The organism is Psychrobacillus sp. NPDC093180, assembly GCF_044754065.1.
Lineage (GTDB): Bacteria > Bacillota > Bacilli > Bacillales_A > Planococcaceae > Psychrobacillus.
Genome location: NZ_JBIVOJ010000006.1, coordinates 231,526 through 257,298, shown reverse-complemented (window position 1 = coordinate 257,298; position 25,773 = coordinate 231,526). Strand labels below are relative to the sequence as shown.

The window sequence follows — 25,773 nt, the reverse complement described above, 5'->3', positions numbered from 1 at the left end:
CCTACTCCAAATAATCTTTAAAAATTCTATTCCTAAACATTTTTTATCTTAAAATACTTTAATTTTATACCTACTACTAATACTAGATTCTATAATATAGGCAATAAACACGGAAGGAAGATTTCATGTTGATTGATACACAAGAACTGCAAACTATTATTAAACATCGTTATCCATTTCTTTTAGTAGATAGAATTTTAGAACTAGAAGAGGGGAAAAGGGCAGTTGGTATAAAAAATGTAACGATAAATGAAGATTTCTTTAAAGGGCACTTTCCTAATTACCCAGTAATGCCTGGTGTATTAATTGTGGAATCAATTGTGGAATCGTTAGCGCAAGTAAGTGCAGTTGCGATGCTAACGAAAGAAGGGAACAAAGGTCGGTTAGGGTTGCTCGCAGGAATAGACAAATGTCGATTTAAAAGGCAAGTAAAGCCCGGTGACCAACTTCGTTTAGAGGTGGAAATTACTCGTATAAAAGGTCCTATTGGAAAGGGGAGAGGAATTGCTACCGTTGATGGAGAATTGGTTTGTGAGGCAGAACTAATATTTGCATTTGGTGATTAATATTAATTACATTACTATTATTCAATGCCACAAAAAAGCATCTCGTCTACAAATAGTCCGTAGAAGTAGATGCTTTTTTTGTACCAGAATTATTTTTTTAAAAATTAAATTAACTTTATTTATATTTTTATTTATTTTAATCAATTTATTTAATTTACATATTGAATATGTGATATTAATAATATATGATGAATACAAATGAAAGGAGGGAGTAAACAGCTATTATGGCCTATCAAGTTATTAGTCAATGTCCTGTCTGTAGTGAAACATTAAAAATTACGAAGCTGCACTGCTCGCATTGTCACACAACAATTGAAAATGAATTTGAGTTATCGAAATTGGCTTCCTTATCGAGTGAACAACTTCGATTTGTGGAAGTATTTCTTACATGTAGAGGAAATATTAAGGAAGTGGAAAAAGAGCTTGGTATTTCCTATCCAACAGTCCGTGGGAAACTAAATGAGGTTGTTAGCTCTCTTGGATACGAAACGAAGAAGAAAAATGAAGTAAATGAAAAAAACGTAATTGCAATGCTGGAAAACGGAGAAATAACTTCAGAGGAAGCGTTAAAGCTTTTAAAAGATGAATAGGGGGAATGGAAAATGAAAGCAGAAATTGAAAAGGTTTTAACAATGGTACAAGAAGGGAAAGTAGATGCAGCAAAAGCATCAGAGCTTATTCAGGTTTTAAATAAAAGAGAGTCGGGCAGCAGCACCTCGCCCAAATCTTATACAGACAAAACATTGAAAGTACGAGTGGTTTCTGCTGAAAATGATAATGTTACGGTCAATTTGCCAATTAAGCTAGTGAAAGTTGTATTAATGGCTGGACATAGTATAGCTTCCAGTATTCCGCAATCAGAGAAGTATGTAAAGGACATTGATATTAGCTTGATCTTAGAAGCGATTGAAAATGAACTAGACGGACAAATCGTGGATGTTAAATCAGCAAATGGCGATACAGTTTCCGTTACGATTGAATAGAGCGATAATAATATGATCAGCGTAAAAGTGAAAACAAAAGGGGTACGATTTTCTCTTCCTGTTCCGTATTTACTCATAAATCTAGGCATTCTCATACTTTCTTCAGAGTTTTTGCATAAACAAATGAATAAATGGATAAAGGAATCTATGAAGGAAAAAGAAATGATATTTACGATTCCGCAGTTAGACAAAAAGGAACTAGGGAAAATTGTGAAAGAATTAAAAAGTCATAGAGGACTTGAGATTGTTGACGTTCATGCAAAAGATGGTACAGAGGTTTTTATTAGACTATAAGACACAAAAAGAAGGTAACAAATGAGCGAGGTCTACCAGCTTATTTATTACCTTTTTGTTATGCGTTTTTTGAACTATTTAGTATATGAAGACAAAAATCTAAATCCTCTTTCAAATGGTCTTCCATTAGTTTCTTGGCAGTTTCACCATCTCTTTGCGTAATCGCTTCATAAATTTCTTCATGTTCATCTATTAATCTCGGGCGATTATATAATACGACGGTCTTGCGAAAAAGATAGATGATAGACTTCATGCGATCTATGGTGTCTATCATGAGTGCATTACCACTCGCTTGGACAATAATTTCATGAAAACGCTCATTTGCCGTCATGATTTCTTCTACTGTGCCTTCTCTACCTATTGTAATGCAATTAGCCAGCTCACTTAAATCTTCTTTTGGCAAATAGGTTGCCGCTGCTTTTGCTGAAAAACCTTCTAACAGGCTTCTTACTTGAAATAAGTTGCGCAAATCTTTTTCTGTAGGCTGTACTACTTTTTTATTGACAATAAGCCCCTCATAATTTAATTGCCTTAAGGCTTCTCTAATAGGCGTACGGCTAAATCCTAAATCAGCCGCCAGTTTTTCTTCTACAATTTTTGTGCCGCCTGGCATATCTCCGTTCAAAATTCGATCTCGAATTATTTCATACGCTTGCTTGGAAGCAAAGCGAGAATTTTTATCGTTCTGGACCATTCCTGTCACTCCTAGTTACTTCAACCTCATTAGTATTAACTTATCAAATATAGAAAGAGAAAGAAAGTATAACTCTAAATTGTGATTTATTTGTGTACGAAAAACATAAAAATGTGTACAAAAATTTATAAAAGGTATACAATTATTTCGTAAAGATTATTGCAAACGGTTTCAATTTATACTTAATGATTAGAATTTTATATAGCCGCACAGGGAAGATTATTTATACTAGGAGGAATTTCTTATGTCAAAAAAAATTGGTTTTATCGGTTTAGGAATTATGGGGAAACCTATGGCATTGAACTTATTGGCTAAAGGGTACGAAGTTATCGTGAACGATCTAAACAAAGAGGCAGTTCAAACTTTAATAGATGCTGGAGCAACAGCTGGAGATTCTGCCAAAATAATCGGGGAAAACAGTGATGTAATTATTACCATGCTTCCTGCTTCTCATCATGTACAACAAGTTGTGCTAGGAGACACTGGTGTACTTAGTGGGGCGAAAAAAGGTTCGGTCATTATCGACATGAGTTCTATTACTCCGGTTGTTTCAAAAGAACTTGCAGCAATTGCTGAAAAACAAGGAGTGGAAATGCTAGATGCTCCTGTAAGTGGAGGAGAACCGAAAGCAAAAGATGGTACGCTTGCAATTATGGTCGGTGGTAAAGAAGAAGTATTTGAGCAAGTAAAAGATGTTCTTTATGCGATGGGAGCAGAAGTAACATTAGTTGGTGGCAATGGAAGCGGAACTACTGCCAAGTTAGCCAATCAAGTAATCGTTAACTTAAATATCGCAGCGATGTCAGAAGCATTGGTATTAGCCGCAAAAGCAGGTATTGATGTAGAGAAAATGTATCAAGCGATTCGTGGTGGACTTGCAGGAAGTGCAGTACTAGATGCCAAAGTACCGTTAATCTTAGATCGTAATTTTGTAGCCGGTGGAAGAATTGATATTAATATGAAAGACATCACAAACGTAATGGATACAGCACATAGCATTGGCGTGCCAATGCCATTATCTAGTCAGCTATTGGAAATTTTCCACGCATTAAAAATAGATGGGAAAGCAGCAGACGATCACGGTGGTATTGTTCAATACTTTGAAAAACTTGCAAATGTTGAAGTTGGGAGAGTTTGATTCATGACAACAATTGATAGTACAGAAAAGAGATTAGCCGAGGAAGTCTTAGGAAATATCCAAGCAGTAGATACACAAACCGTAAAAGATATGCTTGCGAATGAATTAGCCGATTTAAATAAAAAAATCATCGTACTAGATGACGACCCAACAGGCGTACAAACGGTTCATGGAATCTCTGTTTACACAGATTGGTCAGTAGAAAGTATTGAAAAAGGTTTCCAAGAAGAGAATTCTATGTTTTTTATATTAACTAATTCTCGCGGGTTTACTGCTGCAGAAACAAAAAAAGCGCATACGGATATTGCTAAGAATATTGCAGAAGTAGCCAAAAAACAAAATAAAGATTTTATCGTTATTAGTCGAGGAGATTCTACTTTAAGAGGTCATTATCCACTGGAAACAGAAGTGTTAAGAGAGACAATCGAAGCAACTTCAGACATTCAATATGACGGTGAAGTAATTATCCCGTTTTTCAAAGAAGGCGGCCGATTCACAGTAGATAATATCCACTACGTACAATATGAGGAGTTTTTAGTGCCTGCTGGAGAGACTGAATTTGCGAAAGACAGAACATTCGGCTATACAAAATCACATTTAGGTGAATATGTAGAAGAAAAATCAGCTGGCAAATTCACAGCGGAAAATGCTACATATATTTCACTTGAAAGCTTACGTTCACTTGATATTGAAGGAATTACAAACCAATTAATGCAAGTAAAGGATTTCAATAAAGTTGTAGTCAATGCAGTAGACTACGTTGATGTAGAAATCTTTGTAATAGCACTAGTTAAAGCGATCAAATTAGGGAAACAATTTATGTTCCGAAGTGCAGCTGCGCTGACAAAAGTAATTGGCGGAGTAAGCGATAAAGCACTATTAACAAGGGAAGAATTAATCAAAGAAGAAACGAATCATGGTGGATTAATCCTAGTTGGATCCCATGTGAAAAAAACGACGGAACAGCTAGAAGTATTGAAAACAAGTGATTTCATTGAATTCATTGAATTTAATACGCATCTTGTATTGCAGCCAGAAAAATTCAAAGAAGAAATAGATAGAGTGATTTCAACTACTGAAAACTTCATCCGTGAAGGGAAAACAGTTACTGTTTACACGAATCGTGAAAGACTTGATCTAGGTGAAGGTAAAAAAGAAGAAGAGTTAAAACTTTCCGTTAAAATTTCGGATGCAGTGACAAGTATCGTTCAAAGACTAACTGTTCGTCCAAATTATATTGTCGCAAAAGGCGGTATTACATCTAGCGACATCGGTACAAAAGGTTTAGAAGTAAAACGTGCAACGGTAGCTGGTCAAATTCAACCAGGTATCCCTGTATGGTTTACTGGAGAAGAAAGTAAGTTTCCTGGCATTGCATACATTATTTTCCCAGGTAATGTTGGTGCAGTTACAACTTTAAAAGATACAGTAGAAATCTTAAATAAGTAATGATCAGGGGGAGACTTCCATGCTAGTTAATACAAAGGAAATGTTAAAAAATGCACAATCTGGAAAATATGCAGTCGCTGCATTTAATGTATACAGTCTAGAAACAGTTCAGGCAGCTGTACGTGTTGCCGAACGTGAAAACCAACCAGTAATTATTGCATTAGGTGAGCGCTATTTTCCAAGCGTTGATGTAGAAGGTTTTGCGGGACTCGTAAAAGCAATCGCAGAAAAGTCTCCAGTTCCTATCGCACTGCACCTAGACCATGCGTATGAAAAAGAGTCGATTATTCGTGCCATCCGTGCAGGATTTACATCTGTTATGTTTGACGGGTCAGCTTATGAAATAGAAGAAAATATTCGTCGCACAAAAGAAATTGTGGAAATAGCACATATGGCTGGCGTATCGGTAGAAGCAGAAATTGGTTCTTTAGCAAAAGGTGATTTCTCTGATGAGGAAGAAGGAGATGGGACATTAACGGATCCACAGTCTGCAAAAGACTTTGTTGCTGAAACAGGAGTAGACTTTTTAGCTGCTGCTATCGGAACCGTTCATGGTATGTATAAAGGGGAGCCGAAAATTGATTTACCGCTATTAGAAAGAATAGCACAGGCTGTTGATGTACCACTTGTGCTTCATGGTGGATCAGGGACTCCTGAATCAATCGTAAAACAAGCTGTTCAACTTGGAATATGCAAAGTAAATGTAAATACAGAAGTTTCTATAGCTGCTGTTACTTATCTACAAAATGCTTTTGAGCAAAAACAAATGCCACATCTTTCTACAGTTATGGAAGAAATGCAACAAACAATGGAATCTGTCATGACCAAATTTGTACGCTTATTTGCAAATAAATAAGAAATGTCCCTATGTTTTACATGGGGACAAGCTTCTAAATCGAAATGGGGAATTCGAATGCCAATAGTATCTGTTTGTATAGGGGTTGCACTTCTACTTCTATTAATGATTGTATTTAAGTTAAACGCTTTCATCTCGCTTATTTTAGTTTCGCTTGTTGTAGGTATATTAGAAGGTATGACACCACTGGAAGCAATGACATCTGTTCAGGGCGGTTTAGGTGGAACACTTGGAAGCCTGACGATGATTATTATCTTTGGGGCAATACTTGGTAAGTTAATGACTGACTCAGGTGGAGCACAGCGTATTGCTACGACACTTATTCATGCGTTTGGGAAAAAGAGAGTTCAATTAGCAGCTGTTTTGACCGCATCTGTCGTAGGGATTGCATTGTTTTTTGAAACAGGAGTTGTTGTATTAATTCCTTTAGTATTTACTATTGCTACAGCAGCTGGAGTGCCAGTTTTATATATTGGTATGCCGGTAATCGCAGCACTTATTACGATGCATGGTTTTGTTCCTCCGCATCCAGGACCAACTGCTATTGCTAGTGTGTTTGATGCAGACATTGGAAGAACATTAGTATATGGAGTCATTATTGCGATTCCAGCGATTATTATTGGTGGACCATTATTTACGAAGTTTTTCAAGAAGGAATCTTTAGAAGTCGAAATTCCAAAAGGACTTTTTAATCCGAAAGAATTTACGGAAGATGAAATGCCTGGATTTGCTACAAGTCTTATTACAGCATTGATGCCTGTTATTTTAATTGCATCTCATGTAATTGTTGTCATCGCAGCACCAGATTCAGCTGTTATGCCGTTCTTTGATTTTATTGGTAATGCAAATGTTGCTCTATTGCTATCGGTGATTTTTGCATTCTTTACATTTGGCTTGAATCGCGGGAAAAAAATGAAAGAAGTTATGCAATCGGTTACAGATGCGGTTAGTGGAATTGCAATGATTCTATTAATCATTGCTGCCGGCGGTGCATTTAAACAAGTATTAATCGACAGTCACATTGATCAATATATTGCAGACATAATGGCTAGTTCAACTCTGTCACCATTACTTTTAACTTGGTTAATCGCAGCTATTTTACGCGTAGCTGTTGGATCCGCTACGGTAGCTGGTATGACGGCTGCGGGTATCGCAGCTCCTTTAGTAGGAATTACTGGCATAAGCCCAGAACTAATGGTGTTAGCTGCTGGGGCTGGAAGTATTACATTCTCCCATGTGAATGATGCAGGATTCTGGATTTACAAAGAGTACTTCAATCTTTCTATCGGGAAAACGATTAAAACGTGGTCTGTTATGGTAACGATTCTTTCGTTAGTAGGACTAGCTGGCGTGTTAATCCTTAATATGATTATTTCTTAACTAGAAAGCGTGTTTTTCTACAATTTGATTGTAGAAAAATGCGCTTTTTTGCGTTGAAAAGCATCCTGTTTGTCGAGTTGGACAATCTTATCTAGTTGTTGGACGATAATGCACGAAAACTGGACTATCTTTAAATATAGTTGGACAATCTCTCCCAAGAGTTGGACAATAAAACTGAAAACCTGGACAATCTCTCAATTTTTAATTGCAACAGCTTTGTTTTACGTAGAAAGCTGCCCGTGTAAGAAGCTCACCGGAACTATTGATATTTTATAACTCGTAAATGGTATTGATGAAAGATTAAGTGCGATTGAGAAAATGCTTAAAGATGTTGAGTAACTAAATATGCTCTTTGTATTTTCATAAGTTAGTTTAAAAAAGCGTTATCTTTTACAGATGAAATTTTGTAAAAGATAACGCTTTGTTGTGACTGTATTTAGTTTTCTCCCCAAAATTGGCTAGAAACTTTTAAGGCGTTTAGCACGACTTTAAACCCGTGTTCTTTTTGTGCATGGACTAATTTAGCTGCATTTTCCTCATCCTTGTTTTTTAATGCATTAACTATAGCTTGATGTTCCTCATTGGAAGCTAATAATCGGTCAGGATCATGTTGGAAGATTGACTTTGAGTTCTCACTTCTTAAGTATAGGTTTTCGATGATTTCGATTAGTACTGGCGCGTGTGATGAACGGTATAATTCTTTATGAAATGCCCGATTGGCTTTTGTATATTCCTCAATGTCATTATCTTTTAGATGTTGTTCCATCTCTAAAACCAGATTCTCTAGTAGCGTTATTTCTTCGTCTGTTGCAGACTTTGCGGCTAAACGAGTCGCTAATGGTTCTAGCTCTAATCGAATAAGAAACATTTCTTCTAAATTTTTTAAGTTCAATGGTGCAATTCGAGCTCCACTATGTGATTTAATCTCCAGTAAGCCATCTGCAGTCAGTTTTTTTATCGCTTCTCGCACTGGAATATCACTCACTTCCAGCTGTCTAGCTATCTCCCGAATAACGATACGGTCTCCCGGTTTGTATTCTGCTGCAAGTATTTTTGCTCGGAGGAACTCGTATACTTTTTCCGACTTTGTCTTCCCTTCCAGTGTATCAACTTTTTTTACCATGAAATCTCTCCTTAGTTTAAATTTATATATAATTTTGTTCTAATTAAATATCATTTTAGTTTAAATGTGATACTTATACAACTAAAGGAATGAATTCCTTCCATTTTATTTACTCTCTAAATATTTTTTAAAAAAGCTTGAAAAAGTAGAACTGTTAGAATAATATATAAATTAATATAAATCATATATAATTTTAATTTAATTATATCTCTTTTATATGTGATTAGAAGGAGCTGATTTTATGAATATCGATTTATTAGAAGGTGCGTATGATCTTCATGTCCACACGGGTCCTGATGTAAGTGAAAGAAAGCTGGATGACTTGGAGATGGCAGAACGTGTTCAAAAAATTGGAATGAAAGGGTTTGGGATTAAATCACACTATTTTTGTACCGCTGAGAGAGCGAGATTAGTGAAAAAACTATATCCAGAAGTCGATCCAATCGGTGCTATTTGTTTAAATTATCCTTCTGGTGGTATTAATCCGATTGCCGTAGAGATGGCTGCAAGAGACGGGGCCAAAATAGTTTGGATGCCAACATTTGATGCAACAAATGAGTTGGAATACACATTTAGTCAAAGCAGTTATGACGAATTACCACCTTGGGCAAAAGTTCAACATGAATTAAAGGAGCAAGGTAAAACGCAGGCAGGTATTTCCATTCTTGAAGATGGAGAGTTAACTAAAAAGACGTTGGAAGTATTAGAAATCATTAAGCAAAACGATTTAATACTAGCTACTGGACATTTAGGTAAACAGGAAATATATGCTTTAGTTACTGCAGCAAACGATATGCAGCTTAAAAAAGTGGTAGTAACGCATCCTACATTTTCGTCTGTCAATCTTTCTAAAGAGGAGCAAAAAGAACTGACTGAACTTGGCGCGTTTATGGAGCAGTGTTTTGGTGTTATTACCCCTGTATATGGGATTGATTGGCCAGGATTGTATGAGGCAATAAAATATGTAGGGCCTGAGCATTGTTTCTTATCAAGTGATTTAGGACAGACAAATAATCCGTATCCAGATGAAGGGATGCTTACATTTGTAAATAATTTACTTGCCAATGGATTTTCCAGAGAAGAAATCAAAACAATGACCATAAGCAATACAAACTTTTTAGTGGAAGGTTAATTATATACAAACACGAAAAATGAAAGCGATATCAATAAATCAATATTGGGAGGAAGACATGAAAAAATTACAATTGAAATCTAATAACTGGGATCTGATGGAAGAAGTATTAGTACGTGAAGGTGTTACGCGAAAGGCATTTAGCGGAGAGGGAGCAACTTTAGCACTGCATGTTTTGCAACCGGATCATGAGCCAAAACCCCATAGTCATTCATATGAACAAATTGTTTATATACTAGGCGGAAAAGTAAATTTTCATGTGGGGGAGGAAGTAGTTGTATTAGAAAAAGGCGGGCTTTTAGTTGTCCCACCAAATGTAGAGCATTATGCAGAGGTTGTAGGGGATGAACCTGTTTATAATTTAGATATTTTTACTCCGAAGCGAGCAGAATATGATGCTTAATGCAAGTGTAAAACGATCATTTAAAAAGCACTTAGCAGAAGGACAACCTCAATTGGGGACCTTTGTGAAAATAAATTCTCCAGAAATGATTGAACTATTAGGGATGGCTGGATTTGATTTTATCATCATCGATATGGAGCATACGACACTAGCTTTCCATCAGGTGGAGCAAATGGTAAGAGTGGCAGACTTGCACAGGATGAGTACAATAATACGCCTTCCTGATTCAAGTCGAAGTAGTATTCTTCGAGCATTGGACCTAGGAGCATCAGGTATTCAAGTTCCTCAAATCGATAATGTGAATGAAGTAAAGGAAATTGTGGACAAATCAAAATATCATCCGCAAGGTTCAAGGGGACTAACATTTGCTCATCGAGCTGCTAAATTTGGAAATACACCAAAGGATTATCTAGAGGAAGAAAATTTAGCGACTACGGTAGCTGTCCATATCGAAACAGTAGGTGCTTTTGAAGATGTAGAAGCGATATGTACTGTGGATGGATTAGATGTTGTATTTATAGGTCCGTTAGATTTAAGTGTTTCCTTAGAATTAGAAGCGAATTATATAGATGGAAGCCTTGCAGACCCAGTGAAGAGAATAGTAGATGCTTGTAGAGAGAATCATAAGATTCCTGGGATTGCAGTATCAAATGTTGAACAGTATCAGTTCGCTCTTAATAAAGGCATTCCGTATATTGTATGGTCGTCAGATGTTGCATTGTTCAAACAAGCGATTGATTCCGTTATTCAATTAACAAGAGAAAACTAAATTCAAAGGGGAAAAAGGGGTGTACGAATGGTAGAAATTATGAGTAATCAAGTTTCAGCTAGAAAAACGAATGATGAAAAGTTAAGTAAAGACGGTAAAAAGACGGTTACAACTGCGTTTTTAGGATTCACAGTAGACATGATTGATGTATATTTACCCATTATTGCGTTGGCACCAGCAATGATTTATTTCCAACCGGCAAATCTTTCACCAACCATTGCTACTACGTTATACTTTACAATTTTTGTTTTATCGCTGATCGGACGCCCGATAGGCTCTTTCATATTTGGGTTTGCTGGAGATAAGATTGGTAGAAGAAAAACTACGTTAATCGCAATTTTAGGTCTAGCAGTTACCACTTTTATAATTGCACTTTTACCAGGATATAGTGTGTGGGGACTTGGAGGAATTATATCTATTGCAGCTCTAAGATTCTTGTCAGGAATTTTTATGGGGGGAGAATATACGTCCGCTAATCCTTTAGCTATGGAAACAAGCCCAAAAAGCAAAAGGGGAGTATTTGGAGGACTTATAAATGCAGGATTTCCATTAGGCACGATTATTGTATCTGTATCCACTTTAATCACTTTGAGTTTTTTACCCGCTGGAGATGCTAGCGCACCCTATTCTGTTTGGGGATGGAGAATACCCTTCCTTTTAGGTGCTTTACTTTCATTCGTATTGTTTATTTATTCATATTTTGAATTACCAGAATCAGAAGTTTGGAAAACATCCAAGAAAACGACGAATCCATTAAAAGCATTATTTAGCAAAGACCATTTTGGACAGCTTGGGCAAGTATTTTTACTAATGAGCGGTGTTTGGTTTGTAACAAATGCGATTATTTCTTCCTTACCTGGAATGCTTAAAATGTTAAATGTAAGTAGTACTATTTCAACTTATTCACAGCTCTTTGCTAATATTGTTCTATTTGCTCTCTTTATATTGGCTGGTGCTGTTAGTCAAAAGGCAGGTAGAAAGACAGTTCTTACTATATTTGGCGTATTGAGTTTTACGATAGCACCAATCGTCTACTTCTTTCTATTGCAAAGTGGGTATCAAAACACAGTACAATTAATAATTCTTGTTATTGCTGTACATGCCCTAGTTGTACCTGTGTTTGGCGTATTAACTTCCTATATTACAGAACGATTTGACACAAGTGTTAGAGCTTCTGGATATGGAGTTGGATACAGTCTTGCATTAGTAATTCCGGCCATGACGCCATTTATCATGTTAGGGTTACAGAATTTCATGCCTTATGTATACACGCCTATTGTTATTTTAATAATCGGGGGAATTTGTATAACAATTGGTGCTCTTCTTGGTCCTGAAACAAAAGATGTAGATTTTTAATTTTAAAACCAACCTTTCTGTAGGAGAGGTTGGTTTTTGACGTTTAATTGCTCGCCATTAATTTAGTTAACAATGAAAGATAATGGCTCTGTCGTCTCATGCTTCGTATGTTCGATTGTTTCGATAAACTTTTCAATTGTGGATGTTAGATAGGCATTGGAACGTCTGATGAAGATTGTTTTAATCTTACTATATTTTTCAGGAAGGATATGACATTGGATAAGTCCTCGTTTTTCTAAATGAGCCACAACGGATCTAGGGACGTACGTGATACCAAGGCCTACTGCAACACTACTTAAAATGGTTTCTAATGTCCCAAATTCCATTACCTTTTGAGGGGTAATATTTTGGTCTTTGTACCATGCTTCTAGTCTTGCACGATATCCACACCCTTTACTAAAACATAGGAAAGGCTCCTCGATTAATTGTTCTAACGAAGTTGCTTTCATATCTGAAATTAACACAAGCTCTTCTTGAAAAACATCATGAGATACAAGATCTGGGTGCACATCTGTTTCTGTTACAAAGGCTCCGTCCAAACGATGATTCAACACATCCTGTTGCAATTGTTCGGTTACACCTGTTAGAAGGGAAAGGTCAACGTTTTTATACTTCCTCGTGTAAGCAGATAATATAGTTGGTAAGTTAATAACTGTTTCTACTGATCCAATTTCTAACTTACCAGAAGGATCTTCTCCGCTTTGTACTACTTTTCTCATTTCATTCGTTAGGGTTAATATTTTCTCGCAATATACTAATAGTTTTTTACCTTCTGGGGTTAAACTCATTCCTCTGTTATGACGATTGAAAAGTGGCGTATTTAGTTCTGTTTCCAGCTTATGTATTCTGGATGTAATATTCGATTGCACATAGCTTAATGCTTTTGCTGCTTCCGTTATTGTTCCTTTTTGTGCAACCATTTGAAAAATTTCTAAGTCTTTAAACTCCATTTAGCTTCCTTCCTTTCTCACTTTTATGCTACTTATCATGATATCACTAAAAGTGATATCAAACATCATTAATATTCGTTTTACATGATGTCTAATATTGTTGTTTAATAGATTAGGCAAGCAAATAAAGGAGAGTGATGTGTTGTGAAAGGGAATGTCCTTTTAGGTGCGATATTATGTCTTGTTGCAAGCGTGTCGTGGGGAGCAATGTTTCCAGTTGCACATGCTGCTTTTCAATATATAGATCCATTTTATTTTACTATTATCCGTTATGGCTCAGTAACGGTCATTTTAGTGCTATTACTATTTTGGAAAGAGGGTAAACAGGCGTTTCAATTAGAGGGAAAGGGACTATCTCTATGGTTTTTTGGAACGATGGCTTTCACCGTTTATAACTTACTTATTTTCTGGGGAGAGGATATATTAGGAGAGCCAGGAGTTATGGTTGCATCGATTATGGAATCATTAATGCCTATGATATCTATAGTTATTTTCTGGATGCTTTATAGACGCAGACCTTATACATTCACATTAGTATGTGTATTAATTGCATTTATCGGTGCCTCTCTAGTTATTACAAAAGGTAACTTTGGAGCTTTTTTAACCGCTACAGACAATTTTATTCCTTCCATCCTTATACTAATCGCGGTTATTGGATGGGTAGTTTATACAATGGGTGGTAGTGAGTTCCGGGGATGGTCTGCGTTACGATATTCAACTTTAAGCTGTTTGCTAGGAACAATTACAGCAGGCGTTATAGTGCTAATCCTTACCTTCACAGGTTATGTAAGTGTACCTAATATGGAAACAATTACGATTGTGAGTCCGCATTTATTATTTATGATTATTTTTCCGGGTCTCATTGCATTGCTTGGCTGGAATGTCGGTGTTAGTATTCTTACTCCATTAAATGGGCTGTTATTTATCAATTTTGTTCCCGTTACAACGCTTGTGATTTCACTTATTCAAGGAAATCAAGTAAATTATGTGGAATTGATTGGCATTACGTTTATTATATTCTCTTTAATCGCGAATAATATGTTTCTTCGAAAGAAACAGCAGAACAATACACCAACTTCAACTGCTAAAGTTAAAGCGTCTGCTTCTATGAAAGAAATTTTATAGAAGCTAGGCGCTTTTATGCGCTATACTAGGACTATTGATAAAAGGTTGGTGGTTTATGTGCAAAGGTATATCGGTGAAATATTACTAGTAGCAACAGCCGTAATATGGGGAAGTGGGTTCGTAGCTAGTGCCGTTTCGCTTGAATATTATTCACCCTATCAGATATTGGCTGGAAGATTTTTAATCGGTGCTATTATTTTAAGCATTGTCTTTTATAAAAAGTTGGCGAAAATGAAGAAAAGTACGCTTATTAGTGGAACTATTTTAGGCATTTTCTTATACTTAGCTTTCGCTCTTCAAACTGTCGGCTTACAATATACAACGCCTTCTAAAAATGCATTTTTAACGGCAGTAAATGTGGTCATCGTCCCTTTTATAGGATTTTTCCTCTATAAAAGAAAAATGGATATGTATGAATTGGGGGGAGCAGTAATAGCGGTAATTGGAGTGGCAGTACTATCGCTCAAACTTTCTTCAGAGATTAATGTTGGAGATTTGCTTACCCTTGGCTGTGCAGTAGGTTTTGCCTTCCATATATTTTATACAGCAAAGTTTGTGAAAAAAGAGGATCCTGTTGTTATAACGATTATTCAAATGGTGGTGGCGGCTGCTATTGGTTGGATTGTTGTTGCTTTTAGAGGAGAAAGTACATTTTCTATGGAGACGGAAGGATTGTTGAACCTTCTTTATCTTGGTGTTTTTTCCACAACGATCGCTTATTTAATGCAAACCGTTGCGCAAAAGTACATAACCGAAACAAAGGCGGCTATTATACTTTCGACAGAATCTTTTTGGGGAATGGCATTTTCGGTTATCATTTTAAGTGAAGTAATGACATTTAAAATGATTGTCGGAGCTATTCTAATTCTTTTTGCGATTATTTTATCTGAAACTAAGTTTGGTTTTTTGAAAAAGGATAAAATGAAATCACTTGTATAGGTTTTGGATAAAAAAGCGTTTCTACAAATTGTGGAAACGCTTATTATAGTTCAATTCATTCAAAGCAATTAATCATTAGATTGAAATGCTAATGACTCTTACTTCACCTTTTAAAGCATACTCTTGTTCTAAAAGGATAAATTAATGAATAGATGAGTGAAGCTTATTTGATTGCTACCCATATTTCATTGTAGGCATTTAAATTTTTCGGATCCGTTTCTATGTATACTTCAAACGGTTTTACTTCGTTTGGCACATATCCTGTGGAAGGAGACCATTCCGAATAGATTCGTTCCCATGTACTTGCTAATGCGGAAGGAAAAGGACCTTGTACTTCAAAAACAACCCATTTAGAAGCAGGAAAGTCTATACTTTTTAATCCTACTGGCACGCCACCGCTATATTCCACTGCAACATAATAATCCATTTTATTTTCATCTTTATTTACTTCTGCCCAAATACCTAAAAGCCCTTTTGTTTCCCCACTTCTCAACTGCTCTAGTTGATTGAAGGTCCCATTTTCATGAATGGTATTCCAAAAGTTCTGAAATGCCGTTATGCCACCGTCTTCTACTTCGTATGGAAATTCTCGATTTACTCCTATTACTTGAAAAGCTTGTCGTTCGACAATACGATGTTTCATTTATTTTACTCCTTTCCTATAGCATGTTTCTCTAATGAAATTATATGCGAATATGAAGACATACTCCAGTTATTATAGTCGGAATGCTTGGATGTATGAAAGTTTGTTTTTAGCGAAAGATAAGAAAGTGTTTCAATGATGTTGAAGGAGGTGTTAATCACAATGAGAGCGATACATCGAATTGCTTTAGTACTCGTTATAATTGGTGCAATTAACTGGGGATTAATCGGGTTTTTTAGGTATGACTTAGTAGCGTCTATATTTGGTGGACAAACGTCAGGTATCTCGAGATTTATTTATGCGCTTGTCGGATTAAGTGGACTTATCTGCTTACCACTTTTATTTGAACCATCTAGAGATGTAGAAGTGGAAAGAGATACTCGCGGCTTAAGAAATGTAAATTACGGAACGGAATTTGGAGAGGAAACAGACTTAACGGATATTAGAGATTATTCGGAGAGAAAAAAGTCTGAGGAAAAGAAATAATTCCGTATTCATGAACGAAGAACTGGCGACCTATTATAGGGTCGTCAGTTTTTTGTTCAATTGGATAACCTGAATAGAAAATAAAAGGAGATATCCTTATGCATCACGAAGATTACATAGATGGGATGCTGAAAGGGGATTGCTAATGTTCTTTATAAATGTGGAGGCTGCTGTATTTAAAGAGGATAAGTGGCTTTTAATAAGAAGGGGTACAAAGGAAGCACATGCTGGAGGGGAATTGTCATTAGTAGGCGGAACGGTAGAACAAGAAGGCGATTCTACGTCTATTTTAGAAAGAACTTTACGTCGGGAATTGTTGGAAGAAGTAGGAGTCGAAGTAAAAGAACCCATTCAGTATGTACGAAATACTTCCTTTGTATTAGCAAGTGGAGAAGAGGTAGTAGATATTGTGTTTTTATGTGAATTTGATAAAGGGGAGCCATACGCAAAAAGCCTAGATGAAGTGGAATCGGTTCATTGGATGACGACGAATGAAATTATAAACAATGTAGAGATCCAGCATTATTTGAAAGACAGTATTTTAGCGGCAGATGCTATTAAGGCTAGAGGAGAGTTTTAATGGAAATTAGGTTTAATGAATTTTTCAAAGATGAATTAACCATTCAAGACATACAAAAAGGTATGGAAAGCGGAGAAATTACATCAAAAGAATTAGTTATGTACTATTTATTTAGGATTGCAAAATATGACCAAGACGGATTAAAAATTAATTCCATTTTAGAAATTAATCCAGATGCAATATTTATTGCAGAAGGATTAGATAATGAAAGAAAGATAAAAGGAGCAAGAGGACCTTTACATGGTATTCCGGTTTTACTGAAAGATAATATTGAAACAAACGATTCTATGCATACAAGTGCCGGAACCTTAGCTTTAGAGAATAATATTAGCGATAAAGATGCATTCCTTGTGGAAAAGCTACGAAAAGCAGGAGCTGTTATTTTAGGAAAGGCGAATATGACAGAGCTAGCCAATGCGATGTCATCAGAAATGTGGGCAGGCTATAGTGCAAGAGGAGGCCAAGTAAGAAACCCTTATGGAGATGAAAATCTTTTTGTTGGAGGGTCAAGTTCAGGCTCTGCGGTAGCAGTTGCAGCCAATTTTACTGTTTTATCTGTAGGCACGGAGACAGATGCATCTATTCTTAGTCCTGCTATTCAAAATTCAGTAGTTGGTATTAAACCTACTGTTGGTTTAGTAAGCCGTACTGGTATTATCCCTTTTACATATTCTCAAGATACAGCAGGTCCGTTTGCAAGAACTGTCACAGATGCAGCTATATTATTAGGTGCGTTAACTGGTGTAGATGAACACGATCCTGCTACTTTTAAAAGCGAAGGAAGGGATGAGCAGGATTATTCCATTTATTTAGATCCTAATGGTTTAAATGGTGCGAGAATTGGTGTGTTCCATGCTATTTCAGGAGAATCTGATGAGTATGATGAAGCGTTATTTAAAAATGCTGTTCAAATACTCAGCGACAATGGAGCAACGGTTATTAAGGATATAGATATCCCTTCTTTCCATAGAGACTGGAGTTGGGGAGTCTCGTTATATGAATTGAAACATAGCTTAGATAATTATCTTTCTAAATTACCTTCCCAACTACCTGTTCATTCTATTAGTGAATTAATTCAGTTTAATAAAACAATAGGAAAAAAGGCGTTAAAGTATGGACAAGATAAGTTGGAAAATAGAGAACGGTTTTCCAATACTTTAAGAAATCCGAAGTATTTGAAAGCAAAATTAGAGGATTTGTATTTTTCTCAAGAACAAGGTATCGACTATGCTTTAAAAAAATATGATTTAGATGTGATTCTTTTTCCAGCTTACATCGGCTCAACTATTTCTGCAAAAGCTGGATACCCTTCCATCGCGATACCGGCAGGATATATGAAAGATGGAAGACCATTTGGTGTTACGTTTGCAGGTACAGCTTTTAGTGAAGGAGTATTAATCAAACTTGCTTATGCTTTTGAGCAAGCCACTAAGCATCGTAAAAGTCCCATTCTAGTTTAAAGGAGAATAATAAATTGAAAATCATTGATACAGTTCCACATTTTCTTCGTAATTATGAACCATCTATCGACTTTCTAAGAGCTTACTATGCGAAATTCCCGACTATTTTTGTGCATTATTTTCCATTGCATTGCAAAGACACAGAAGAAAGACATACTGAATCGATAAAGAAATACCCACAGCATTTTGCTGCGATTAAACAAGTGCATGAAAATATAGTGCCGTTGATTGAGGAGATAGCAGCGGAATATAAAAAGTTGTACCAAATTACTTTTCCAGTCGATATCAATTTAATCGTTGGCGGATTTGGATCAAACGCTTATACCAATCACCAGATTATTCCGAACATTACGTTTGCTTTAGAAAAGTTATCGCCGGAGCCTGATCATTTACGCGTAATCGTTGCACACGAATTTGGTCATGCAGCGCAAAATATTATCTCTGATCAGGCGGGGATGAATTGGCCAACCGTCCATTGGACAAGTTTACTTATTGGGCTTTACCGAGAAGGAGTAGCGACACATTTCTCACGACAAACAGTTCCAAATGTACATCCTTCGATTTACTTTTCTTATAACGGTGATGGGGATGAATGGTTAAATTTTGCAAAAGAAAATGCAGAAACCATAAAAAAAGCATTTGCTAAGGACTACGAAGTCTTAACTCGTGAAGCATTATTTTATGAATGGTTTTCCATCAATGGTGGGAAAAAATTTGGATACAGTAGATTGGCCTATTTTTTAGGGGAACTGTTTTTTCAATCTCAAGTGAAGGAAATTGGAGAAAAGGAAGCTATTGTGGCATGGAAAGATGAAGGATTTGAAGAACAAGTAAAACAATGGCTGTTTCAATTATAAAGAATAAAGCATTTTAGACGAGGAGAATATAATGTTTATAGACAATCTAGAAGAATACGATGATCCAGTTTCATATGACATCGAAAATAATGCATACCTAGGGGAATTGCCATTCTTAATGGAGTGGGCCTCAAAGAAAGCTGGACCTATTATTGACTTAGCTTGTGGGACAGGAAGAATTACTATTCCTTTAGCTAGTAAGGGCTTCGATTTGATAGGTGTCGATTTACATGCAGGTATGCTTGAACTAGCAAAGAAAAAGGCAAAAGAACAAAATGTTCATATTAAATGGGTAGAACAAGACTGTACGCAATTAAATTTAAATTGTCAAAGCCCTTTAATCTATATGGTCGGAAACTCTTTTCAGCATTTTCATACAAATGAATTGCAGGATAAGCTTTTGTCCTCTATCCATCAACATGTAGAAGAAGATGGAGTGTTTATTTTCGGAACGAGATTTCCAAGTGCAGAAGAATTGCTGCAGCCAAGTACGGAAGAGTATTGGAAAACGTATAACGATCCAAGTTGTCATAAAGAAGTCGACGTTTATACCATTAGCAATTATGATGCATTAAATCAAATGCAACACTATACGACGATTAGAAAATATAAAAACGACGATGGAAAAATGGTGGATGAAAAAAGAACGAATATAAGCTTGCGATATACATATCCACTGGAAATGGAAAGGCTATTAGCTGAAAATGGATTTGCTATTATACAGGTACTAAAAGATTGGAATGGGAATCCTATTAGTAACGACAGCTATGAAATGATCTATGTATGTAAAAAAGTTGGAGAAAAGAGGACCGATTAGTCTAATGACTATTCGGTCCAAATTCGTCTATACATTATGATTTTGTTTCAATTTCCTCCACTTTTATGAACCTCAATACGATGAATAAAAGAATAACTCCTAGCACACCAGCAGTAATATAACTTACATTAAGATAGTTATTCATCACAAGTGACATCACAGGAGGACCGGCGGCAACCCCGATAAACCTAGCAGAACTGTAAAAAGAGGAAACTGTGCCTCTTTGTTCTTTTTCTATATTTTCGGTTATTATTGCATCTAGCGCAGGTAGTAGTGCACCAATCGAAATTCCTAGTATGCTTGTTACAACCAACATAAGGATTAGTTTTTTACTTGTATAACCGACAAATAGGACACTTGCCGATGTACCAATTAAACAAGCAATCATCATTTTTTTGATGGTCTTTAATTTTCCTTTAAGATTTCGGCCCGTGAGATATGACGCTATGCACAGCAATAAAAGAGGAATGGCTAAAACAAAACCCTTTTTTATTCCTTTAATATCATGCGTTTTCTCTAGATTTTCAGACAGAAAAAATAGCACGCCAAATAATATTAGCATAGCAAACAGCCCATTCAGAAATACGGTGAACAACCATTTACCTTCCTGTTTGAACGTTTTCTTTAAGTTAGATAAAAAATCATTTAATTTAACTGGATCATCTTTTTCTTTTGGTACCTTTACAAAGAAGAATATTAATATGATGGAGATTAGGCTAAAGAAGGATATAGAAAAGAACGGTAAAAACCATAGAAAAGCGGCAAATAAAGATCCGAGAATTGGACTCAACACTTTACCAAACGTATTGGAGGTTTCAATAATTCCTAAACAAGAACTTGTTTTTTCCTCATCATCCTTATATAGATCCCCAACAAGCGGCAGTACAATAGGCATAGCACCGGATGCCCCTATTCCTTGCAAAATCCGACCAATAATTATCCAAGTAAAAGGACTATCCAGCTTCCATGAAGCGAAACCGGCAATGAGACCTCCGATTAATGCAAGGACCAAACTTGGTAAAATAACCATTTTTCTACCAAATCGATCGGAAAGATAGCCCGCTACTGGTATAAGAAATATGGCAGCTACAGAATAGCTGGTAATAATCATACTGGACTGAAAAGAAGTAATACCAACTTTATTTTCCAATATCGGCAGTACGGGAATAAGCATGGAATTTCCAAGTGTCATAACGAGAGGAATAGAAGCCATACTTACTATACACCAAATACTGACTTTATTGTCTTGATTGTTTCCTGTTTCCATTTGCACACCTCTAATGATCTTTTGATTGTGTTCAATCATTAAAGGTATGGTATCCTGGCGTCTTGTTATTATACTTATAGTGAAGTTGGTTAAAACAGGGAGTGATAAGCTTGGATGCCGAAGTATATGCCGAAACCAATCATAGAGAGAGAAGAAATCAATGAAACTGTTTTTAAAAAGGAAGTGGACAATACCTTTCGTGAACCACTCGATATAGTAGACATGATTAAATCTACGAGCGTAATTCCGAGCAATATGGTGACACTAAAAAAAATAATTTCGATTCCTGTTAATTTTCCACCGCCACTTACTAATATGGATCCATATATGCCTAGCCAAAAAAGGATAGTTAATGGATTCAAGAATGCCATTAAAAGCCCAGATAGAAAAGATTGTCTAAGACGCACAGTTTTACGGTATTTAGCATCCATTGAGATAGTGTGTAAAGTGAGTAAGTTTTCAATTCCTGTATACATTAGAACGAAAAAACCAAATGACCAAAGAAAAGTTTTCATAAAAGGAGAATCAATAAACTGAGCTACTCCGAAATATACCATGAGCATGTACAAAATATCGGTTGCTATTGCTCCAAGACCAAAAAACCATGCATGAAAAAAACCATCCTTAATCCCTTTGTTTAATAAGGTTGCTTTCACAGGGCCAATCGGTGCTGCTAACGAAACACCTAAAAAGAAGTATGTAAATAATGAACTCATAAAAATAGCCCTCCGTTAAAATGATGTCTTTGCATCATATTCACAGCGGACTAATTGTACAACTTCCTGGAAAATAAAATTTTCCTACACTAATCTTCTTGGTAGCTTCTATAGCCTTACTTTAAGTAAATAGTATAATTGATTGTTAAAAAACGTAAGGAAAATATCCGCATTTGATGCTTGGCAAGTAGCTGACCTTCCTTAATTTCTTCTATTAGAAACTGCTCCTGCAGTGGTAATTTAAATATAGATTTACCAAATGCCAAATAAATCCCGGCGTCCGATTCATTTCTTCTTCTACTTGTTAAAAGGAGCTTTTCCCCGTAACGTTGAAGTTCTAGAATGCCGATCATTGATGACCACGGTAGTGGCAACGCAATATTCATATACGATTTATCGTTAGTTTGATGTGATGAGTAGAGGGCGACAAAAATCACGTCTTTTTCTATTTTACGTACCCATGCTCTTGTTTTTACACGGCCGTCTTCTATTGCAATTATATCTCCTATCATTTCCATTTGTTTATTGGAAAATGGCAGATTAAGTTGTTGTATTTTTTTACTAACCATTCGATAGACCGCGGCAAATGGCTTAAACCAACTATGCCAGTGGACTTCCGAAAACAGTTTGTAATCGGATGTATTTTCATAAAAGTCTATAATGGTAGAGGGTAGATTATCTTTTTCTACATAAATATTCATATCGTCAACAAGACCTTTGTATTGCTGTTTTCCCTTATGTTTGGTTAAAATTTGTTCCCCGATTTTGTATGCTCCTTTTATGTTACTTATAGGAAAGCGCCAGCCTTGTTCCCTAGAAGGAGGTGTTAACACAGCCCAACTGATAATCCCGCATAGCGCAAATAAAACACAGTTCACTAAACCATGGAAACATAGCATAAAATCGATGTTTACAGTATTAACTCTCGCCGCGTACAACAAAGAAAAAATAATCGTAACTGCTAATGATCCAAATGATACGAGCACACCTGTTTTTTGCAGAGAACTTGGAAAAGTCGCTTTTGAAGTTAATATAATCAAACCGTAAATCCCGATAATATAAAGAAGTACCGAAACAACTTCCAGCCAGGGTGCAATTGTAATACCAAGTGCTACAATAATTGGAGAGACTAATATAATAGTACAAACTATTTTGTAACCAGTTGTCTTATATAAACGACCGAGAAAACCAATAAAAACGGGCAATAAAAAGGAAGAATAATGAAAATGAATTCCCGTTAACCAAGTGAGTAAAGGGGAAAATCCAGTATCGATTTCTGCTATATAGGCAAAGAACCACATGCCACCGATGAATAAATACATCATCCCAGCGTCTATTGCAAATTCTTCTAAATATATAAAACCTCTTCGAAGAAAACGTCCCAACCCATATAAAGCAACTACAAATGTAAAAAGTAAATAGATAGCTGCAAATATAACATCCAGTTTAGCTTGTGGTGTGACTTGTAAAATAAATATCGACAGAAAAGCAGGTATGGCAAAATAATAATAGAATCGCTTTTCTTTTTTTAAGATCAATTGTAAAGTGACAGGCACAAATACAAGCTGGGCGACGGTTAACATTAAAAAATACCATGGTCCCACTGAAAAAAGCACCGCTATTACAAATAAAATTATATGTAAAAATGTAATTCGCTTAAAATTCATCGGCTTGAAATTCTCCTTCATATTCAAATAAGGCACCGATTAATGGGTTTGTTATGAAGACATGTATAGAAAAAATATCTCTTTCTTCTATATAGTATTCCGTTACCTGGACGTTACCTTGAAACACTTTAGGTAAAGGAATCTCAATAGGTCCCACAACGAATCGTTGCTTTCGTGACTCAATTCGCATATGTCCTTTTTCGGAAACAAAGAAAACTAACTCGGAATAAAATAAACTTGGCTCGCCTAAATAATCCTTTACGACGCTTTTATCCAAATCTAGACTCATCAGCGCATTAAAATATCTTTTCTTTTTAGGGAACTGAAAAGTTCTTTCCCAGTGGACTTGTTGCTCTCCGTTTGGACCGGTTCTTGTTGTATTAACAATCTTAAAAGGAATGTTCTCTCCTTGCTCTGGAAATAGAAACTTCCAGCAAGTAGCTAGTAAAAAGAAGGGGAGCAACCATATAGGCCCTCCGCTTATTTTTTTCATCATGCCTGTTGCTTTAAAAGGTTTTCCTTCGGGAAGCGCGTATCTTTTTTTGAGCATTGGATGAAGTTTTTCAAACTGTTCTCCTAATATTTCTTGATAGATAGTCATTCATTTAACTCCTTTTCTCGTTCGTTTGCAGCTTTTAGCAGTCGGAATATCATGGCTGGTAAAAAATCCAATAATAGAAAGAACGAATAAAGTAATGTTAAAAGTTATAGGATTAAATGGATGACTCATACTAGTTGGTTCTGCCATAATTGCTGATAAAGTAAGCAACGGAAAAAGGTATAACTGTATTTTTAGTAATCTTTTTTTATGATGATAAAGTAACCAAATAAATCCAAAGATTATTTCTGCCATACCAATTGTTGCTACAAGGCTATATGCCTCGCTTCCACTTGTGGACAACAAACTGCTCGTCATGCTAACCTCTTCGGGATGCATCATTATTAGTTTTGGGACTAACCCTTGATATATCCATACAAAGGCGAACAGGAAAGTAATCATCCAATAACTAAAAAATCGCCGATACTGTGAAATTGGGGATTCCCCTTCCTCAAGCCATCTCTTTAATACATCAAAGCTTAATGCAGTCGCCCAACCGATGAGAGGACGGAAAATAAGATGGTCTAAAAATCTACCTATTGCACCAAAATTCGTTTCATAATCATATTGTGTAAGAAATTTAATTTCATTTTGTTCAGGCTTATACTTCCAGTAGCCTTTGCCTTCACGAATAATGGAAATTGCTTGATCTGTCCCAAAGTGCAAGGAAGATGTTCGGGAATCGTCTTTTGCATGAAAAGTACCAACACTTTTTCCCCATCCCGCAATATTTAATCCAAACCCAATATTCGTTTTATATTCAAAATACTGCGGCTCATTCTCTTGTTTTGGTAAATAGGTAATAGAAGAAAAGCGGAGATCCCATTGTTCATGTTGCTCTGGTGTCTGTGTTGCTTCCCATAATTTATCCATTTCTGCCTCAATAGCTATTTCTACATAGATTGGTTTTCGTTTCATACGATTCACCTCAAACTAAGCTTATCATAAGATGAAGGAGTTTTGATTAGGAGTGGAGAATTGAAATAGTGATAAAAAGATAAAGTGTTTTTAAGAAGGGGGCTCCCTATGTCGGAACATCGTTTTCAACAGACCATCAAAGAATTAGATGAGATGAAATTAGTAGGACTTCGAGTGCAGTGCCCAGGAGATCAATATATTAATGAAATTTCTAAAGCATCCATGGAATTACAACAACGAATTAATGAAATTAAACAAGTAATTAATCCGTCTTTTCAAATAGGGGCGTTCGTTGTTGATAATACTACTGATGAAGAGGACGGTTACTGGGTTTGTGTGGAAGTAAAAGAATATGAAAATATCCCAGAAGGTATGGTCGTTTTAACTGTTCCTTCCCAAAAATATGGAGCTATTAGGCATACAGGATTCAACAATATGATTAGAAATTCATATGAAACTTTACATAAGTGGATAGAAGAAAAGGGGTTAAAAAGGCTGAAGGATAAATGGCATTTAGAAATATATTATAGTTGGCAAGATCCCATAAATGTAGATGCATTGCTATTAGATACGGTTATCTAAAAAAAATTTTGAAAGAGGTTTCAGT

General features: G+C 36.0%; 29 protein-coding genes. 20 read left to right on the top strand and 9 right to left on the bottom strand.

Annotated elements, in window-relative coordinates; translation table 11 throughout:
- Positions 1–125: 125 nt before the first annotated feature.
- The 4 genes from fabZ to ACIP9W_RS11310 all read left to right on the top strand — a co-directional run bounded on the left by fabZ (position 126) and on the right by ACIP9W_RS11310 (position 1,843).
- A complete protein-coding gene (fabZ, locus tag ACIP9W_RS11325) occupies positions 126–566 on the top strand; it encodes a 3-hydroxyacyl-ACP dehydratase FabZ (protein ID WP_400789295.1) in 441 nt (146 codons plus the stop codon).
- 224 nt (positions 567–790) lie between these two features.
- Positions 791–1,156, top strand: coding sequence for a DUF2089 domain-containing protein (locus tag ACIP9W_RS11320; RefSeq protein WP_400789293.1), 366 nt, complete (start codon positions 791–793; stop codon positions 1,154–1,156).
- Positions 1,157–1,168: 12 nt separating this feature from the next.
- Complete coding sequence (locus tag ACIP9W_RS11315; RefSeq protein ID WP_400789291.1) at positions 1,169–1,549, top strand: SHOCT-like domain-containing protein; 381 nt, start codon at positions 1,169–1,171, stop codon at positions 1,547–1,549.
- A gap of 12 nt (positions 1,550–1,561) precedes the next feature.
- Positions 1,562–1,843 (top strand): hypothetical protein, encoded by a 282-nt coding sequence (locus tag ACIP9W_RS11310; RefSeq protein ID WP_400789288.1) that lies wholly within the window; start codon positions 1,562–1,564, stop codon positions 1,841–1,843.
- Between the two features lie 58 nt (positions 1,844–1,901).
- Here the strand turns inward: ACIP9W_RS11310 and ACIP9W_RS11305 are convergent, their stop codons facing one another.
- Complete coding sequence (locus ACIP9W_RS11305; RefSeq protein WP_400789285.1) at positions 1,902–2,537, bottom strand: GntR family transcriptional regulator; 636 nt, start codon at positions 2,535–2,537, stop codon at positions 1,902–1,904.
- 244 nt (positions 2,538–2,781) lie between these two features.
- On the opposite strand from ACIP9W_RS11305, the gene garR reads away from it, so the two are divergent.
- Genes garR through ACIP9W_RS11285 form a run of 4 tightly spaced genes read left to right on the top strand, consistent with a single transcriptional unit; the run spans position 2,782 to position 7,360 of the window.
- Positions 2,782–3,675 (top strand): 2-hydroxy-3-oxopropionate reductase, encoded by an 894-nt coding sequence (gene garR, locus ACIP9W_RS11300; protein ID WP_400789282.1) that lies wholly within the window; start codon positions 2,782–2,784, stop codon positions 3,673–3,675.
- Positions 3,676–3,678: 3 nt separating this feature from the next.
- Positions 3,679–5,124 carry a four-carbon acid sugar kinase family protein gene (locus ACIP9W_RS11295; RefSeq protein WP_400789279.1) on the top strand — a complete coding sequence of 482 codons (1,446 nt, stop codon included), beginning with the start codon at positions 3,679–3,681 and terminating at the stop codon, positions 5,122–5,124.
- Positions 5,125–5,143: 19 nt separating this feature from the next.
- Positions 5,144–5,980 carry a class II fructose-bisphosphate aldolase gene (locus ACIP9W_RS11290; protein ID WP_400789277.1) on the top strand — a complete coding sequence of 279 codons (837 nt, stop codon included), beginning with the start codon at positions 5,144–5,146 and terminating at the stop codon, positions 5,978–5,980.
- A 57-nt stretch (positions 5,981–6,037) separates the two neighbouring features.
- Positions 6,038–7,360, top strand: a complete 1,323-nt coding sequence (locus ACIP9W_RS11285; RefSeq protein ID WP_142540725.1) for a gluconate:H+ symporter — start codon at positions 6,038–6,040, stop codon at positions 7,358–7,360.
- A 436-nt stretch (positions 7,361–7,796) separates the two neighbouring features.
- Here the strand turns inward: ACIP9W_RS11285 and ACIP9W_RS11280 are convergent, their stop codons facing one another.
- Positions 7,797–8,483 (bottom strand): GntR family transcriptional regulator, encoded by a 687-nt coding sequence (locus ACIP9W_RS11280; protein ID WP_400789275.1) that lies wholly within the window; start codon positions 8,481–8,483, stop codon positions 7,797–7,799.
- Between the two features lie 241 nt (positions 8,484–8,724).
- On the opposite strand from ACIP9W_RS11280, the gene ACIP9W_RS11275 reads away from it, so the two are divergent.
- The 4 genes from ACIP9W_RS11275 to ACIP9W_RS11260 are packed head-to-tail and all read left to right on the top strand — an operon-like array spanning position 8,725 to position 12,143.
- Positions 8,725–9,615: a DUF6282 family protein gene (locus ACIP9W_RS11275; RefSeq protein ID WP_400789272.1), complete on the top strand. Its 891-nt coding sequence runs from the start codon at positions 8,725–8,727 to the stop codon at positions 9,613–9,615.
- A 58-nt stretch (positions 9,616–9,673) separates the two neighbouring features.
- Complete coding sequence (locus ACIP9W_RS11270; protein ID WP_400789270.1) at positions 9,674–10,018, top strand: cupin domain-containing protein; 345 nt, start codon at positions 9,674–9,676, stop codon at positions 10,016–10,018.
- On the top strand, positions 10,008–10,787 hold the full coding sequence (locus tag ACIP9W_RS11265; protein WP_400789268.1) for an HpcH/HpaI aldolase family protein: 780 nt from the start codon (positions 10,008–10,010) through the stop codon (positions 10,785–10,787). Before ACIP9W_RS11270 ends, ACIP9W_RS11265 begins: the two co-directional genes overlap by 11 nt.
- 27 nt (positions 10,788–10,814) lie before the next feature.
- Positions 10,815–12,143 carry an MFS transporter gene (locus tag ACIP9W_RS11260; RefSeq protein ID WP_400789266.1) on the top strand — a complete coding sequence of 443 codons (1,329 nt, stop codon included), beginning with the start codon at positions 10,815–10,817 and terminating at the stop codon, positions 12,141–12,143.
- A gap of 62 nt (positions 12,144–12,205) precedes the next feature.
- On the opposite strand, the gene ACIP9W_RS11255 is transcribed toward ACIP9W_RS11260, so the two are convergent.
- Positions 12,206–13,093: a LysR family transcriptional regulator gene (locus ACIP9W_RS11255; protein WP_400789264.1), complete on the bottom strand. Its 888-nt coding sequence runs from the start codon at positions 13,091–13,093 to the stop codon at positions 12,206–12,208.
- A 144-nt stretch (positions 13,094–13,237) separates the two neighbouring features.
- Here ACIP9W_RS11255 and ACIP9W_RS11250 point away from each other — a divergent pair, with 144 nt between their 5' ends.
- Together ACIP9W_RS11250 and ACIP9W_RS11245 are read left to right on the top strand one after the other, a co-directional pair.
- The gene (locus ACIP9W_RS11250; protein WP_400789261.1) at positions 13,238–14,218 is read left to right on the top strand and encodes a DMT family transporter; all 981 of its coding nucleotides are present in this window, start codon (positions 13,238–13,240) and stop codon (positions 14,216–14,218) included.
- A 57-nt stretch (positions 14,219–14,275) separates the two neighbouring features.
- A complete protein-coding gene (locus tag ACIP9W_RS11245; RefSeq protein WP_400789258.1) occupies positions 14,276–15,157 on the top strand; it encodes a DMT family transporter in 882 nt (293 codons plus the stop codon).
- A gap of 163 nt (positions 15,158–15,320) precedes the next feature.
- Here the strand turns inward: ACIP9W_RS11245 and ACIP9W_RS11240 are convergent, their stop codons facing one another.
- Positions 15,321–15,800, bottom strand: a complete 480-nt coding sequence (locus ACIP9W_RS11240) for a GyrI-like domain-containing protein (RefSeq protein WP_400789256.1) — start codon at positions 15,798–15,800, stop codon at positions 15,321–15,323.
- 162 nt (positions 15,801–15,962) lie between these two features.
- Between ACIP9W_RS11240 and ACIP9W_RS11235 the strand changes: the two genes are divergently transcribed.
- From ACIP9W_RS11235 to ACIP9W_RS11215, 5 genes are all read left to right on the top strand, one after another.
- Positions 15,963–16,286, top strand: coding sequence for a DUF378 domain-containing protein (locus ACIP9W_RS11235; protein WP_400789254.1), 324 nt, complete (start codon positions 15,963–15,965; stop codon positions 16,284–16,286).
- A gap of 145 nt (positions 16,287–16,431) precedes the next feature.
- Entirely contained in the window at positions 16,432–16,866 is a 435-nt protein-coding gene (locus ACIP9W_RS11230) for an NUDIX hydrolase (RefSeq protein ID WP_400789251.1), read from the top strand.
- The gene (locus ACIP9W_RS11225; RefSeq protein ID WP_400789248.1) at positions 16,866–18,326 is read left to right on the top strand and encodes an amidase family protein; all 1,461 of its coding nucleotides are present in this window, start codon (positions 16,866–16,868) and stop codon (positions 18,324–18,326) included. The genes ACIP9W_RS11230 and ACIP9W_RS11225 overlap by 1 nt, the downstream gene beginning before the upstream one ends.
- Positions 18,327–18,340: 14 nt before the next feature.
- Entirely contained in the window at positions 18,341–19,183 is an 843-nt protein-coding gene (locus tag ACIP9W_RS11220; RefSeq protein WP_400789245.1) for a hypothetical protein, read from the top strand.
- Positions 19,184–19,214: 31 nt separating this feature from the next.
- Complete coding sequence (locus tag ACIP9W_RS11215; protein ID WP_400789243.1) at positions 19,215–20,000, top strand: class I SAM-dependent DNA methyltransferase; 786 nt, start codon at positions 19,215–19,217, stop codon at positions 19,998–20,000.
- Positions 20,001–20,034: 34 nt separating this feature from the next.
- Here the strand turns inward: ACIP9W_RS11215 and ACIP9W_RS11210 are convergent, their stop codons facing one another.
- From ACIP9W_RS11210 to ACIP9W_RS11190, 5 genes are all read right to left on the bottom strand, one after another.
- Positions 20,035–21,267 carry an MFS transporter gene (locus ACIP9W_RS11210; RefSeq protein ID WP_400789240.1) on the bottom strand — a complete coding sequence of 411 codons (1,233 nt, stop codon included), beginning with the start codon at positions 21,265–21,267 and terminating at the stop codon, positions 20,035–20,037.
- Between the two features lie 89 nt (positions 21,268–21,356).
- Positions 21,357–21,983: a LysE family transporter gene (locus ACIP9W_RS11205; RefSeq protein WP_400789237.1), complete on the bottom strand. Its 627-nt coding sequence runs from the start codon at positions 21,981–21,983 to the stop codon at positions 21,357–21,359.
- Positions 21,984–22,099: 116 nt separating this feature from the next.
- On the bottom strand, positions 22,100–23,650 hold the full coding sequence (locus ACIP9W_RS11200; RefSeq protein ID WP_400789234.1) for a YndJ family protein: 1,551 nt from the start codon (positions 23,648–23,650) through the stop codon (positions 22,100–22,102).
- On the bottom strand, positions 23,640–24,251 hold the full coding sequence (locus ACIP9W_RS11195; protein ID WP_400789232.1) for a DUF4166 domain-containing protein: 612 nt from the start codon (positions 24,249–24,251) through the stop codon (positions 23,640–23,642). Before ACIP9W_RS11195 ends, ACIP9W_RS11200 begins: the two co-directional genes overlap by 11 nt.
- Positions 24,252–25,166: a DoxX-like family protein gene (locus tag ACIP9W_RS11190; protein WP_400789230.1), complete on the bottom strand. Its 915-nt coding sequence runs from the start codon at positions 25,164–25,166 to the stop codon at positions 24,252–24,254.
- A gap of 108 nt (positions 25,167–25,274) precedes the next feature.
- Here ACIP9W_RS11190 and ACIP9W_RS11185 point away from each other — a divergent pair, with 108 nt between their 5' ends.
- Positions 25,275–25,748, top strand: a complete 474-nt coding sequence (locus ACIP9W_RS11185; RefSeq protein WP_400789227.1) for a GyrI-like domain-containing protein — start codon at positions 25,275–25,277, stop codon at positions 25,746–25,748.
- Positions 25,749–25,773 lie beyond the last annotated feature (25 nt).